This window comes from Nocardia brasiliensis ATCC 700358 (assembly GCF_000250675.2).
Taxonomy (GTDB): domain Bacteria; phylum Actinomycetota; class Actinomycetes; order Mycobacteriales; family Mycobacteriaceae; genus Nocardia; species Nocardia brasiliensis_B.
The window spans coordinates 5,294,485-5,309,341 of sequence record NC_018681.1; the positions used below are offsets into that span (position 1 = coordinate 5,294,485).

Annotated in this window: 9 protein-coding genes; 4 read left to right on the forward strand and 5 right to left on the reverse strand. The window is 68.3% G+C overall.

Annotated elements, in window-relative coordinates:
• Window positions 1–8: 8 nt before the first annotated feature.
• The 4 genes from O3I_RS23245 to O3I_RS23260 are packed head-to-tail and all read left to right on the forward strand — an operon-like array spanning window position 9 to window position 9,442.
• On the forward strand, window positions 9–1,976 hold the full coding sequence (locus tag O3I_RS23245) for a CRTAC1 family protein (protein ID WP_014985432.1): 1,968 nt from the start codon (window positions 9–11) through the stop codon (window positions 1,974–1,976).
• Window positions 1,973–3,028, forward strand: coding sequence for a hypothetical protein (locus O3I_RS23250; RefSeq protein ID WP_014985433.1), 1,056 nt, complete (start codon window positions 1,973–1,975; stop codon window positions 3,026–3,028). Before O3I_RS23245 ends, O3I_RS23250 begins: the two co-directional genes overlap by 4 nt.
• 3 nt (window positions 3,029–3,031) lie before the next feature.
• A complete protein-coding gene (locus O3I_RS23255; RefSeq protein WP_081594088.1) occupies window positions 3,032–8,959 on the forward strand; it encodes an SDR family NAD(P)-dependent oxidoreductase in 5,928 nt (1,975 codons plus the stop codon).
• 3 nt (window positions 8,960–8,962) lie between these two features.
• A complete protein-coding gene (locus tag O3I_RS23260) occupies window positions 8,963–9,442 on the forward strand; it encodes an acyl-CoA thioesterase (protein ID WP_014985435.1) in 480 nt (159 codons plus the stop codon).
• A 32-nt stretch (window positions 9,443–9,474) separates the two neighbouring features.
• Here O3I_RS23260 and O3I_RS23265 read toward each other — a convergent pair whose 3' ends face one another.
• The 5 genes from O3I_RS23265 to O3I_RS23285 form a co-directional block, all read right to left on the reverse strand.
• The gene (locus tag O3I_RS23265; RefSeq protein WP_014985436.1) at window positions 9,475–10,173 is read right to left on the reverse strand and encodes a winged helix-turn-helix transcriptional regulator; all 699 of its coding nucleotides are present in this window, start codon (window positions 10,171–10,173) and stop codon (window positions 9,475–9,477) included.
• A gap of 399 nt (window positions 10,174–10,572) precedes the next feature.
• On the reverse strand, window positions 10,573–11,487 hold the full coding sequence (locus O3I_RS23270) for a homocysteine S-methyltransferase family protein (protein WP_014985437.1): 915 nt from the start codon (window positions 11,485–11,487) through the stop codon (window positions 10,573–10,575).
• The gene (locus tag O3I_RS23275; protein ID WP_014985438.1) at window positions 11,487–12,614 is read right to left on the reverse strand and encodes a trans-sulfuration enzyme family protein; all 1,128 of its coding nucleotides are present in this window, start codon (window positions 12,612–12,614) and stop codon (window positions 11,487–11,489) included. The genes O3I_RS23270 and O3I_RS23275 overlap by 1 nt, the downstream gene beginning before the upstream one ends.
• A 5-nt stretch (window positions 12,615–12,619) precedes the next feature.
• Window positions 12,620–13,492: a class I SAM-dependent methyltransferase gene (locus O3I_RS23280; protein ID WP_014985439.1), complete on the reverse strand. Its 873-nt coding sequence runs from the start codon at window positions 13,490–13,492 to the stop codon at window positions 12,620–12,622.
• A gap of 13 nt (window positions 13,493–13,505) precedes the next feature.
• A complete protein-coding gene (locus O3I_RS23285; protein ID WP_014985440.1) occupies window positions 13,506–14,825 on the reverse strand; it encodes an aminotransferase class V-fold PLP-dependent enzyme in 1,320 nt (439 codons plus the stop codon).
• Window positions 14,826–14,857: the final 32 nt, after the last annotated feature.

A 14,857-nucleotide genomic window follows, 5' to 3' on the forward strand; every position in this document is an offset into this window, starting at 1 on the left:
ACTCCCGCATGAGAGCCCTGGTACCGACCATCTGCGCGGTGGTGGTGCTGCTGGCCGCCTTCCTGATCGCGCAGGCACAGGTGGCCACCGACGATCCGGCCGACGTGGCGCGGGACTACGAGTTCGAGTCCATGTCGATCGCGATGCCGCCCGGATATGACCAGTTGCCTGCGAAAACCGTACGCGAGGTGAACCCGGCGTACCAGAACATCCGCTCCTGGATCTCCTCCGTCGGCGCGTCGATCGCCATCAACGATCTGGTCGGCCACGGGCGATCCAACGGCATGTGCATCGTCGACACGCGCACCGACTCGGTGATCGTGACCCACACACCGACCGCACCGCAGGCCGATCGCTTCACACCGTTCCTGCTCCGGCCGGACCCGCTCATCATGGATCCGACCATGGCGCCGATGGGTTGCGCACCCGGCGATTTCAACGGCGACGGCGGCATGGATCTGCTCGTCTACTACTGGGGACGCACCCCGATCATGTTCCTGCACAAGGACAATGCCGCCGATCCGGCCCCGGCGTACGTCCCGGTCGAGGTGGTCCCGCCGGGCAATACGCGCGGTCAATACAACGGCGAACGGTGGAACACCAACGCTGTTTCGATCGCGGACTTCGACGGTGACGGCCATCCCGACATCGTCTTCGGGAATTACTTCCCGAATTCCGGCGTCCTCGATCCGAACGGCCGGCCCGACGTCGTCATGAACGACTCGATGTCGAATGCGAAGAACGCCGCGGGCGAGCGCGTCCTGCGGTGGAACGGCAACGACCCCAACGGAACACCGGTCTACATCGAAGAGAAGCAGGCCGTCCCGTACGCCCAGGCCACCGGCTGGACGTTGGCGCTCGGTGCGGGTGACCTGACCGGCGATCTGCGGCCCGAGCTCTATATCGGCAACGACTTCGGCCACGATCATCTGCTGTACAACGAGTCCACGCCGGGCACCATCCGCTTCGGCATCGCGCGCGGAGAACGCACCTGGACCGATCCCAAATCCTTTGTCCTGGGCGCTGATTCGTTCAAAGGCATGGGCGTCGACTTCGTCGACCTGTACAACCGCGGGAAATTCGACATGCTGGTCAGCAATATCACGACCCCGTGGGGCATCCAGGAGAGCAACTTCGCCTGGCGTAACGACACCGCCACCCCGGAGGACATGCGCCGGGAACTGGCCGACGGACGGGCCCCGTTCTCCCAGCAGGCACAGCAGCTCGGGCTGGCGTGGTCGGGCTGGGGCTGGGATATCAAGGCCGCCGACCTGCGCAATTCGGGCACCCTCAACGTGCTCCAGACGACCGGGTTCGTGAAGGGCAGCGGCGAGAACCGGTGGACCTGGCTGCAGGAGCTGGCCACCAGCAACGACGTCCTGGTGCACGATCCGAGGGCGTGGCCGCGGGTGGCCCCCGGCGACGATATCGCCGGTGATCACACCATGGCGTTCTATGCCAAGGGCACGGACGGCAAGTACGTCAACATCACCGATCAGCTCGGCACCGACGCGCCGATACCGACCCGCGGCGTCGCCATCGCCGACACCACCGGCACCGGGACCCTCGATTTCGCGGTCGCCCGGCAGTGGGGAGCGCCCGCGTTCTTCGCGAACCGCTCGCCGAGTATGGGAAATCCGCTGCAGCTGAGCCTTTATCGGCCGGCAGCGCAAGCCGGCAGCGGGTCTCCCGCGGTCATCGGCCAGCCCGCCTACAACGCGACCGTCACGGTGCGCACCGCCGACGGCCGGACCATACACAGCCAGCTCGACGGCGGCAGCGGCCACAGCGGTAAGCGCAGCTTCGACGTCCATTTCGGACTCGGCGCGAGCACCGGCCCGGTCACCGCCGAGATCGCCTGGCTCGACAACAACGGTGTCCCACGGCACCAGACACTCCAGCTGAGGCCCGGCACCCACGCGCTGATGCTGACCGATACGGCCACCGAGATCGCCGAGGGGATCACCGCACCATGACTCTGCTCAACCGTAAACGAATCCAGCGCGATCATCCGTCCGTGACCACGGCCGCGCCGCCGGCCACCAACGGTGCGGCGCCGAGCGACCGGCAGCGCGACCCCGAACCGCCCAAGAAAGATGTGCGATATCTGGCGCTCCGCAATTTCGCCATCTCGCTCAGCGTCCTCAATATCATCGGCTACACCCTGCTCGGCTTCGAACAGCCGCCGTTATGGCCCATTCTGGCGCTCTTATCGGCTTACGTGCTGGATCTGGCCTTCGAGGCGATCACCGCGTGGTCGCGGCACACGACCCCGCGGTTCCAGGGTCGCGGGGCCCGCGGCGTGTACGAGTTCCTCCTGCCGGCCCACATCACCGCGCTGGCGGTGAACATGCTGCTCTACGCCAACAACCAGTTCTGGCCGGTCCTGTTCGCCGTCGCGGCCGCGATCACCGGCAAGTATGTGTTCCAGGCCCCGTTCGCCGGGCGCATGCGGCACTTCATGAATCCGTCCAACTTCGGGATCACGCTCGCGCTGCTGTGCTTCAGCGCCTGGGTCAGCATCGCGCCGCCCTACGAATTCGGCGAGAACATCAACACGATGTTCCGGGTGGCGGTCCCGCTCGTGCTGCTCGTCGCGGGCTCGGTGATCAACGCGACGCTCGTCGGCCGGGTGCCGCTGATCGTCGGCTGGCTCGGCGGTTTCGTGATCCAGGCGCTGGTCCGCGACGGACTGTTCGATATCGCCCTCGTCGCCGCGCTCGGCACCATGACCGGTACGGCGTTCATCCTGTTCACCAACTACATGATCACCGACCCCGGCACGACACCGTTCCCGGCCAGACGCCAATTCATGTTCGGCGCCTCTGTCGCGACCGTGTACGGGGTGCTGATGGCCTTCAACGTGGTCTACACGTTGTTCTTCGCCCTCACGCTCGTCTGCGCGATCCGCGGCTGCTACGCCTGGTTCGCCCACTGGCGCAAGGCCGCCGCGGACCGCGACGCCGAACGCCGGCGCGGCGAACGGGTTCCGGCGCTGTCCCCCGGCGCCCCCACGCAGCGAGCATGACCGATGCCTCGGTTAGCGATCGTAGGTATGGCGTGCCGGTTTCCCGACGCCGCGACACCGGCTCAGCTGTGGGACAACGTTCTTGCCCGCAGGCGCGCCTTCCGGCCGATCCCGTCCGTCAGGTTGAACGCGGCCGATTACTACGCGAGTGATCCCGCGGCGGCGGACCGCCATTACGCGACACATTCGGCGGTCATCGAGGGCTGGACCTTCGATCGGGCCAGGCATCGCGTCGCCGCCGGCACCTTTCGGGCCACCGACATCGTCCACTGGCTCGCCCTGGACACCGCCGCGGCGGCACTCGACGACGCGGGGTTTCCCGCGGGAGAAGGCTTGGACCGCAAGCGGATCGGCGTGATCATCGGGAATACGCTCACCGGCGATATGACCCGCGCTTCGACAATGCGGCTGCGGTGGCCCTACGTCCGGCGCACCCTGGCCGGGGCACTGCAGCGCAAAGGCTGGCCCGCGGCGGAGATCGCCGTCTTCCTCGACGAATACGAGGCGGACTACAAGGCGCCGTTTCCGGCGATCACCGAGGACAGCTTGGCCGGCGGTCTGGCGAACACGATCGCCGGGCGGATCTGCAACCACTTCGATTTCGGCGGCGGCGGTTTCACCATCGATGGCGCCTGCTCGTCGTCGCTGTTGGCGATCGCGCAGGCCGGTGACGCCCTGAGCGCCGGGCATATCGACGCCGCGGTCGTCGGCGGCGTCGACCTGTCCATCGACCCGTTCGAGCTGGTCGGGTTCGCGAAGACCGGCGCGCTGTCGCGGTCGGAGATGCGCGTGTACGACGAGCGATCGAACGGCTTCTGGCCGGGTGAGGGGTGCGGGATCCTCGTGTTGCTGCGCGAGCGGGACGCGATCGCCCGGGGCGCGCGCAGCTACGCGACGATCGCCGGCTGGGGGATCTCCTCCGACGGGCGCGGCGGCATCACCAGGCCCGAACGCAACGGCCACCTACGGGCCATCGAACGCGCTTACCGGATGGCGGGTTTCGGGATTCACACCGTCGACTATCTCGAGGGCCACGGCACCGGCACGGCGGTCGGTGACCGCACCGAGCTCGAGGTGTTCAACACGGCCGTCGCCGCGCGGGATGCGGGCAGGCCACCGGTGGCGATCGGATCGATCAAAGCGAACATCGGTCACACGAAGGCGGCGGCCGGCGTCGCGGCGCTCATCAAAGCCGCGCTCGCCGTGCACCACGGCACCATTCCGCCGATCACCGGAACCGACCGGGCCCATCCGGTCCTCGCCGATGCCGAGAACCGACTCCAGCTTCCCGACCGGGCACTCGAATGGCCTGGCGCGCAACAGCTTTCCGCGGACGCGACGTCGCCGGACCCGGACACCGTGCCGCCGCGCCGGGCCGGTGTCTCGTCGCTGGGTTTCGGCGGCAGCAACGCCCATGTCGTGCTGGAGAGCCGGCGGCCACCGCGGGCGCTGTCGCGCACGGCCGGAACCCGGCTGGCGCGCAGCGCGCAGGACGCCGAACTGTTCATCGTGTCCGCGGCGACACCGCCGGAGCTGGCGGACAAGCTGCGTGCGGCCGCCGCACTCGCCGCGCGTTGTTCGTTCGCCGAACTCGGCGATCTCGCCGCCGAGCTGACCCGGGTCGACTCCCGGCTACCGAGCAAGGCGGCGGTGGTCGCCGCCGACCAGCGACAGGCCGCGGACCGGTTGACCGAACTGGCCGACGCCCTCGCTGCCGGTGAACGACACCGGTTCGCACCGGGCACCGGCCAATTCCTCGGCGCGGACCTCGGTTCCGCGCCGCGCATCGGACTGATGTTTCCGGGGCAGGGTGCGCCGGGGCACGGTGATGGCGGCCGGCCCGCACGCCGCTTCGCCGGCATCGCCGACCTGTACCGGCAGGTCGGCGTGCACGCCGAAGGCGCAGCCACCGAGGACGCGCAGCCGCGCATCGTGACGGCCTCGCTGGCCGGCCTGCGGGTGCTCGATGCCGCAGGCGTGCACGTCGTCGGCTGCGTCGGGCACAGCCTGGGGGAATTGACCGGGCTCTACTGGGCGGGCGTGTTCGACGAAACCGAACTGGTGCGCGTCGCGGCGTTCCGCGGCCGGGCGATGCAGGCCGCCGCCGTGGCCGAGCCCGGTACCATGGCGACGATCTTCGCGGCCGCCGATCATGTCGCGCCGCTGTTGCACGACAGCCCCGTGGTGATCGCCGGATACAACAGTCCGAAACACACCGTGATCGCGGGCCCGGCCAATGCCGTCGACGCGGTGCTGGTGAGCGCGCGCGCCGCCGGCCTGCGCGGCCAGGCGTTGCGGGTCTCGCATGCGTTCCACTCGCCGCTGGTCGCACCGGCCGCGCACGCCTTCCGCCGCTACCTCGACGAACTCGATCTCGGCGAGATCAAACGATCCGGGTTGTTCTCGACCGTCACCGCGGGTCCGCTGGAGGCGGGCTGCGCCGTGGCCGATCTGCTCGAACGCCAGGTGCACGCACCGGTCCGCTTCGCCGACGCGTTGTCGCAACTCGCGCAGACCTGCGATCTGCTCGTCGAAGTCGGTCCGGGGTCGACGCTGTCGGCTCTCGCCGCCGAGGTCTGTCCCGGAGTGCCCACGCTCGCAATGGAAACCGACGGCAATTCCGTCGCCGGCATCCTGCGCACGCTCGCCGCGTGCTACGTCCTCGGCGCCCGGCCCGATCTGGACGGATTCGCCGCCGAACGTTTCACGCGATCGCTCCCGCTCGACAAACAATTCGTTTTCCTCGAAAGCCCTTGCGAGCAAGCACCGAACGACTCGTTCCTCGCCCAGGCACGATCCGCGGCGCACGCGGAAGTCCCACCGGCCGTTGCCGAGCAAGCGGATTCGGTAGCGGTCGAGGACACCTCGACCTTGCAGACGCTGCGGCGGTTGATCGCCGAGCGCGTCGAACTCCCCGTCGAAGGAATCACCCCGGAGACCCACCCGCTCGACGATCTCCACCTGAGCAGCATCACCATCACCCAATTGGTCGCGGACGCACTGCAATTGCTCGGCACCGAGATCCCGGAACCGACCACCAACGTCGCCACCGCGACGATCGCCGAACTGGCCGAGGCGATCGACGACATCGTGCACGCGGCTCGCGACGATGCGCCGCCGAAACCGGCCGACGATCTGACCGGTGTCGATATCTGGGTGCGGCCGTTCACGATTGATCTCGTCGCCGCCGCGGTGCCGGCCACCGTCCGCGGCGACGAGCCGGGACAGTGGCAGGTGTTCGCGCCACCGGACGACGAACTCACCGCCGCCCTCCGGCACCGGCTCGACACCGCCCGCCTCGGCGACGGCGTGCTGCTCCGGCTCGGCACGGCGACCGCGGAATCGACCGAAATCGCCATCGACAGAATGCTTTCCGCGGCCCGCGCGGCGATCGACACCGGGTCTCGGTTGGTCGTCGTCGACGACGACGGCCGCGATGCGGCCGCACTCGCCAAGACGGTGCATCTGGAGGCGCCTGCGGTCCGCACGACCGTCGTCCACCTGGCCGCCGGTCCGACACCCGCGGACAGCGCGCGGCTGATCTGCGCCGATATCGCCGCGACCACCACCTTCCGGGAAGTCCACTACGACCGGGCGGGCACCCGGACCGAACCGGTCCTGCGTGAGCTGCCGATGGTCGGCGCTCGCCTGCCGCTCGGCGCGAGCGACGTGGTCGCCGTGACCGGCGGGGTGCGCGGTATCGCCATCGAATGTGCGGTCGCGCTCGCCAGGCAGACCGGATGCGTGCTCGCGGTCATCGCGCGCACCCCCGCCGACGATCCCGATATCGCCGCGAACATGGCTCGGCTGCGCGAATCCGGTTTGACCGCACACTATTACACCGCCGACGTCACCGACCGGAACCAGGTCGAAGACGCGACCGCGACGATTCGACGCGAACTCGGTGCGATCACCGGCATCCTGCACGGTGCAGGCATCAACATTCCCGCGGCGATCGGATCGCTGACCGATGACCAGATGGCGCGCACCATCGCACCCAAGGTCGACGGCCTGCGCAACCTGCTCGAATCGCTGCACCCGGCCGAACTCCGTCTGGTGGTCGGCTTCGGCAGCATCATCGGCCGCGCCGGGCTGCGCGGTGAGGCGCACTACGCGATCGCCAACGACTGGTTGCGCTCGGCCATCGATACCCTCGCGGGCGAACTGCCGGCCTGCCGGTGCGTCACCATCGAATGGTCGGTATGGGCCGGCACCGGGATGGGCGAACGACTCGGCGTGCTGGATTCCCTGGTCCGCGAGGGTATCGAGCCGATTCCGACCGACGTCGGCGTCGAACTCATGCTGGATCTGCTGCGCACTCCGGCCTGTCCGAGCAGTGTGGTGGTGATCGGTCGAACCGGCGGCTTGCCGACGATCCGGTTCGACGAGGTCGAACTGCCGCTGCTGCGCTTCCTGGAACGTCCGCGCCTGCATGTCCCCCGGATCGAATTGCTCGCCGACGCCGACATTTCGGCGGCGACCGACCCCTACCTCACCGATCATCAATTGTCGCGCGACGCACTGTTCCCCGCCGTGCTGGGTATGGAGGCGATGGCGCAGGCCGCCACCGCGTTGTTCGGCGAACAGCATCCGGTGCAGTTGCACGATCTGGAATTCCTCCGGCCGATCGTCGCGGCGCCGGACCGCGTCACCACGATCCGGGTCGCCGCCCTGCGATCGGGCGACACCGTCCGCGTGGCCATCCGGTCGAACACCACCGCGTTTCAGCTCGACCATTTCCGCGGTGTTTGCCGACAAGCCCGGCAGCGCAACGACATTGCCGTCGGTGCGACGCCGGCCATTCCGGCGGCGGCGACCGAACCGCTGCAGCGATTGGCCGAATTCGCGCACACCGCGAGCACGGCGACCGCCGGCCTGGGGATGGCCGTCGACACCGACTTCTACGACCGAATCATGTTCCACGGACCGATGTTCCGGTCCGTGGAGGATTATCATCATCTGTCCGCTCGACAATGCGTAGCCCGTATTCGGGTCCGCGACGAGCGCTGGTTCTCACCGATGCTGCCGGGTTCGCTCGTGCTGGACGATCCGGCGGCGCGCGACGCGTTCATGCACGCCATCCAAGTCTGTGTGCCCGATTCGACGCTGCTGCCGTCGAAAGTCGCACGCGTGCTGTCGTTACCGGTGGCGCCCGACGTCCGGACCGTCGTATTGGCCGCCCGCGAACGGTCTCACGAGCAATCGACGTATATCTACGACGTCGTGGTGCACGACGAGAACGGCGCGGTCGTCGCGATCTGGGAGGCGCTGGAACTCACCGCGGTCGCGCCTATCTCGTCACCGTCCGGGTGGACACCCGAATTGCTCGGCCCGCACCTGCAGCGGCGGCTCGAAACCCTACTGCCCCGGCCTGTTCAGTTGGCGATCGTCCGGGATCAGCCGCGGCCGGTCGCCGACCACGACACCGACCCCCGGGTCCCCGGCCGCCGTGCGGCAACCCGGCGCGCGCTGGCCGCCGCGCTCGGACGCGCGGCGGTCCTGCGGCACCGCCCCGACGGGCGGCCGGAGATACCGGACGGCTACGCGAGCTTCTCGCACGGCGCCGGACTCACCGTCGCCGTGGTCGCCGCCTGCCCCGTCGGCTGTGATATCGAACCGGTCCAGGCGCGCACGCCGGCGCAGTGGACCGGCCTGCTGGGCAATTCGGGTGTCTCGCTCGCCCAGCTCTGCGCCCGCGCCACGGGTCAGTCGTTCGATACCGCCGCTACCCGGGTGTGGAGCGCGCGCGAGGCCGTCACGAAACTCGGCGTCACGGTCAGCAGGGCGCGATTGACCCTGGACAACCGGTCCGCGGCCGACGGGTGGCTGGCGTTGCGGCACGGTACCGATGTCATCTGGTCGTTCAGCACCACCCTGGCGTTACCGGCATTCCAGCAATCGATGGTGTTCTCGGTGACCGAGAAAGGTTGATACGTGCGCGCTTACGAGATCTCTCACATCGTCGGCTTCGAGGAGACCAACCTCGTCGGCAACGTCTATTTCGTGCACTATTTCCGCTGGCAGGGCCGCTGCCGGGAAATGTTCCTGATGGAGCACGCCCCGGACGTGCTCGACGAAATCAACCGGGACCTCAAGCTCTTCACCATCCGGTGCGAATGCGAATACTTCGCCGAGCTGACCGCGTTCCAGCGCCTCACCATTCGGATGACCTTGGTAGACCTCACCCAGACGCAGATCGAATTCGAATTCGCCTACCTCGACATCGACGAGCAGAGCGCGGTCGAACACCTGGTGGCCCGAGGGCGGCAACGGGTTGCGTGCATGCGTGACAACGGAACTCGGGTCGAGCCGACCCGGGTGCCGGAAAGCCTGCGGCGCGCACTCGAGCCCTACGCCGAATCCGACCACCCGAGAAGCGGCGTGCGCGTCCCGGCCGGTCGCCGCGCCGACTGAATCATGGCCGGTCGGTCGCGCACGGAACGCGGTCAGGAGACGTCGGCGTGGGCCTCGGCCGGCGGCGCCTTCGAGGTGAGCTCGAGGTCGAGCAGGCGCAGGCAGCGCGTCAACGAGGTGGTATCGCCGCTGACCGTCAGGTTGCCGGACAGCATCGCGTCGAGGATGCCGATCTGCTCGGTGCCGATGCGGATGAACGTCTCCGGATCGGCCGTGACGACGAGCGCCGGTTCGTCCGGTGGGGTTCCGTCGACGACGCGCGCCGTGTGCTCTTCGCACCGCACGTGGAACACCTCGTCGCCGATCCGGAACTCGTACGCCTCGTCGACCTCGGGCGGCGGCCCCACCGAGATCATCGCTTCCAAGGCCAAGCGTCCCCACTCGGAACGGACGAGCCCGTCCTGCTCGTAGGAGGAGATGTGGGTGAGGCCCCACGACGCCAACCCGATGATCACCGGCCGCAGCGCTTCGCCGCTGGCCGTCAACCGATACTGGACACCGCGGCCGTCGCCGGATACCGGCTCGCGCTGGATCACCCCGTGCTCGGTGAGCATTTGCAACCGCGCGGCCAGCAGGTTCGGCCCGATGCCGACCAGCGTCTCTTCGAGCAACTGGTTGTACCGCTTCGGACCTGTCGTGAGATCGCGGATTATCAGCAGGGTCCAGCGCTCGCCGACCAAGTCGAGCGCGGCCGCTACTGCGCACATCTGCGCGTAGCGCTTCGTTCCCATGTGGGCACCTCGGGTGTCGGGTCACTACAACTTACTAGTGACATAGATACTACGTTAAGTGTTTCCCTTCGGTAGCTGTGGCCGACCCGCCGACCGCCAGTACCTTCCGAGCTAACGGTGCGGCAACGGCGGCGGCGGACCGGTCCACAGGCTGCGCCACGAGAACTGATCCATCCGGAAATAACACTTCGAGGCGGGGGCCGGAGCGCGAGCGGCCGGTCCGGACCGCGTCCACACCGGCCCCGGGCCGCAGCCCTGCACCGACTGTCGGACGGTCGCCCGACAGCCCGCAGCACATCTGCCCGATAAAAATATCTTAATATATAGTTATCTAGGCTAAGCCTACGCCTCGGAACGGGCTGCGACCGACCGGGCCGAGATCGCCGTCGAACCGAGACCTCAGGTCGCGACAGCCGCGCTCAGCAGCCCTTTCGCCGCCGCGAGGTGCGCGGGCGAGGTGCCGCAGCAGCCACCGACGATGTCCAGGCCGTACTCGGTGCACCACCGCGCGACCAGTTCCGCGTACTCCTCGGGCGACAACGCCGCGGGCACGGCCCGATCGACATGTTCGTAGGGCGGCAGACCGGTCCGGTCCTCGATATTCGGATAGGCCCCGATCAGCCCCGCCCGCCCGCGGCACAGCACCCGCAGCGCGACCTCCGTGCCGTGCGGTGAGGTGCAGTTGATGAGCACGGCCTCGGCGCCGTCGCGCTGCACCGCGTGTACCGCGCCGGTCAACGGCTCCCCCGACAGCAACGTCGCATCGTCCGCGCAGACGAACGACACCCAGGCCCGCCCGCCCGCGGCGAGCACCTGCGCCAGCGCGATCCGGGCTTCGCGGATGGTGTTCATCGTCTCGATCAGGAACAGGTCCACGCCGGCCCGCGAGAGCTCACGCACCAGCCAGCCGTGCTCGGCGCGCAGTTCCTCGTCGGAGGGCACCAGGTCTGGTCGATAGCAGTCCTCGACCGGGCCGATCGAGCCCGCGATGCGCGCCTCGGGCACGCGGGCATGTTTGCGAGCGGCCCCGGCCACCCCGACGGCCGCGTGCACCATCCAGGCCCGGCCCGCGTCGTCGAGTTTGGTCCGGCTCAGCGCGCGCAAGTTCGCCCGGAAGGTGTTCGCGGTGATCACCTGGGCGCCGGCGGCGAGATAGGCCTCGTGCACCGATTGCAGCACGGTCCGGTTCGCGTCCGTGAGCATGGCCCGCGCGGTCCACCACGGCGGGCGCACCGACAATCCGGCGCGTTGCAGCTCGGTCGCGCTGCCCCCGTCGAGCAGCACGACCCCTTGGCCAGCATAGGAATTCGTCATCAGTCACCCTCCAGCGCAGTCGTCAGATCCTCGACCAGATCGGCCGGGTCCTCGATCCCGATCGATAGCCGAATCAGGTCGTCGGTGATGCCGGCCGCGTGCCTGATCGCGCGCGGTATCGGTCGATGCGTCATCAACGCCGGGCACTCGATCAGCGACCGCACCCCACCGAGACTCACCGCGCAGGCGAACAGTTGCGTGCGCGCCATCAGCTTCTCGGGATCGCCGCGGTAGCGGAAGCTCACGATCGAACCCGGACCCGACATCTGCCGGCCCGCCAGCCGATACCCGGGATGCGACGGCAGACCCGGATAACACACCGCATCGACAGCGGGATGCCCACACAGTTCCTCGGCGATCGAGCGCGCGGTGGCGGTCTGGCGAGTCACCCGCAGGGACAGCGTTTTCACGCCGCGGTGCACCAGATAGCAGTCCAGGCCGCCGGATACGGCGCCGGTCACCGTGCGATGTTCGACGAATCGGGCGTGCAGCCCCTCGTCGCCGCACACCAGCGCACCACCGAGCACATCGGCGTGGCCCGCGATGAATTTGGTTGTGCTGTACAGGCTTACATCAGCGCCCAGATCCAATGGGCGTTGCAGGGCCGGGCTGGCGAACGTGTTGTCGACGACGACCACCGCACCCCGCGCGTGGGCCCGCCGGCTGACCTCGGCCACGTCCGTGATCTTCAGCAAAGGATTGCTCGGTGTCTCCACCCACACCATCGCGGTGTCGGTCGCCAGCGCACGCCGCACCTCGGCCGGATCGGTCAGATCCGCATAGTCGACCTGAATGCCGAACCGCGCCAGCGTCGAGAACAACGCGTAGGTGCCGCCGTACACATCGTCGGACGACACCAGCCGCTGCCCGGGCGACAGCACGGACAGCGCCGTGGTCGCGGCCGCCTGCCCCGAGGAGAAGGACGCGCAGCACCGCGCGTCCTCCAGCGCGGCCAGACATTCCTCCAGGGCTTCCCTGGTCGGGTTCTCGCCACGAGAATAGAAGAGCCGCAACGGTTCCTGCGCGAAGCGATCGTAGGTGGTGGCGACATGGATCGGCGCGACGATGTCACCGGTGCCGGGCGCGGGCGGCTGCCCGCTGTGCACGAGCCGGGTATCGAAGCGCATGGCGATCAGCCGATCGGCGCGACGGCCCGCACCAGCAGGGCCTTGCTCGGCAGGGCGATCTCGCCCGCGGACGTGCGATACGGCTCGACGGCCTCGCCCACCGCGGTCCAGATTTCCGGATCGTCGGCACTGCCGAACTTCTCCCGCAGCATGGCCTTCAGCCCGGGTGGACTGACCACCTTGCTGAATTCGATGTAGTGCTGCGGGGATTCGAGCACGAACGGCACCTGGAACGGGGTCACTTCGACATCGCTGAAACCAGCCTTCGCCACCTCGGTGGCGAGCGCCTCCGGATCGCCCATGCTGAACGGTCCCGGCGTTCCCGGCGGCGCGGGTGACAGCTCGAGCCGTCCGCTGAGGACCTGGAAGGCGACCGACATCATGGGCACTTCCGACCCCGGAGCCGCCCACACCGCGGCGGCGAGCAGACCACCGGGCACCAGCACCCGTGCCAGGGCCCGGAACGCCTCCACGTGATCGACCGCGAACATCAGGCCCCAGCGACTGAGCACGACGTCGAACGACGCCGCGGGAAACTCCAGCGATTCGACGTCACCGACCGCGAATTCGACATTGTCCAGACCGCGCGCCCGCTCCCGGGCCCGGCTGATCATCTCCGGGGCGAGGTCGATCCCGATGACCGCGCCGGCCGAGCCGACGACGGCGGCGGCCGACAGCGCCGGTTCACCGGTGCCGGTGCCGACGTCGAGGACCCGATGGCCCGGTCGCACTCCGGCGAGGTCGAGCAGTCGTGCGGTCACCGGCGCGCCGCCTCTTTCGAAGTCGGCCGCACAGGACACCCAGCCGTCGCTGATCGCGTTCCAGTTGGCTCGTTGCGTCCGTTTGAAACTCACCGGATCGAAATCGGCAGTGGTCATGACACCTGTCCCGTCAGTTCTGGTGCGGGGTGGACGGATCGATCGCCAGGAACCGTTCGGTGGGATGCTCTTCGGTCCAGAAGCCGGGCCGCACGGTCGAGAGTGCGCGCCGGACCAGATCTATCTCGGCTTCGGTGTTGTAGACCGCGAACGACAGGCGAACCGTGCCGACTTCGCCGAAGCTGTCGAGGAATACGTTGGCGCAGTGCACGCCGCTGCGCACCGCCACACCGTGCGCGTCCAGGTGTCCGCCGACGTCGTAGGGGTGGATGCCGTCGACGACGAACGAGACGATCCCGCTCGGCTGGGCCGCCGGGTCGCCCAGAATGCGCACGCCCGCAACGCTTTCCAGCGCGTCTACGGCCGCGTGCACCAGTAGGTCGTCGTGCCGCTGGACGTCGCCCCAGCCGAGGCGCTCGACATAGGCGAAGGCCGCGGCCAGTCCGATCGCGCCCGCGATGTGCGGTGTGCCCGCTTCGAGCCGGGCCGGCACCGGCACATAGGCGACCGGCTCGTCGAACGTCACTCCTTTCACGGTGCCGCCGCCCACTTGATACGGCGCCAGTCGCGACAACAGCTCGCGCTTGCCGTACAGCACGCCGATGCCCATCGGACCGTAGATCTTGTGTCCGGAGAAGCAATAGAAGTCGGCGCCGAGGTCGCGAACATCCACCGGCCGGTGCGGCACCTCCTGGGCACCGTCGACGAGCACCGGAATGCCGTGCCGATGCGCCGCGCCGATCATGTCCCGGACCGGGTTCACGGTGCCGAGCACGTTGGACACCTGGGCGACCGCGGCCAATTTGACCCGGGGTCCGAGCGCTGCGGCGAACCGGTCGAGCGCGACCCGTCCCCCTGCGCCGACCGGAACGACGACGAGTTCGGCGCCGGTGGTCTCGCACAACCTGCGCCACGGCAACATGTTGGAGTTGTGTTCCATTCCGGTGACGACGATTTGGTCGTCGCCCGTCACGGTGGACCGGCCGAAGGTATCGGCGAGGAGGTTGACCGCGGCGGTCGTGCCGGGGGTGAAAACTACTTCGTCGGCGTGCTCCGCGTTGATCGCCTGCCGAATGGTCTCGCGCGCCGCTTCATAGGCATCGGTGGCCGCCATGCTGAGCTGGTAGTAGCCCCTGCCGATATTGCTGTTGACACCGGAGTAATAGTCCACGAGCGCGTCGAGCACGGCGCGTGGTTTCTGGGTAGTCGCCGCATTGTCCAGGTACACCAACGGATTCGGGCCGAAACGCCGCTCCAGGATGGGAAAGTCCCGCCGGACGGACTCCCCCAGCGTCGAAGAGCTGATCTTCCCATTACTCACCAGATCAGTCATTAGATAACCATATCTAAATGAAGTTACTTTGC

Excerpts from the sequence above, each read along its gene's own strand:
- O3I_RS23280 (WP_014985439.1), bottom strand. The coding sequence starts at position 13,492 with ATGACCACTGCCGATTTCGATCCGGTGAGTTTCAAACGGACGCAACGA.
- O3I_RS23245 (WP_014985432.1), top strand. The coding sequence starts at position 9 with ATGAGAGCCCTGGTACCGACCATCTGCGCGGTGGTGGTGCTGCTGGCC.
- O3I_RS23250 (WP_014985433.1), top strand. The coding sequence starts at position 1,973 with ATGACTCTGCTCAACCGTAAACGAATCCAGCGCGATCATCCGTCCGTG.
- O3I_RS23270 (WP_014985437.1), bottom strand. The coding sequence starts at position 11,487 with ATGACGAATTCCTATGCTGGCCAAGGGGTCGTGCTGCTCGACGGGGGC.
- O3I_RS23285 (WP_014985440.1), bottom strand. The coding sequence starts at position 14,825 with ATGACTGATCTGGTGAGTAATGGGAAGATCAGCTCTTCGACGCTGGGG.
- O3I_RS23265 (WP_014985436.1), bottom strand. The coding sequence starts at position 10,173 with ATGGGAACGAAGCGCTACGCGCAGATGTGCGCAGTAGCGGCCGCGCTC.
- O3I_RS23255 (WP_081594088.1), top strand. The coding sequence starts at position 3,032 with ATGCCTCGGTTAGCGATCGTAGGTATGGCGTGCCGGTTTCCCGACGCC.
- O3I_RS23275 (WP_014985438.1), bottom strand. The coding sequence starts at position 12,614 with ATGCGCTTCGATACCCGGCTCGTGCACAGCGGGCAGCCGCCCGCGCCC.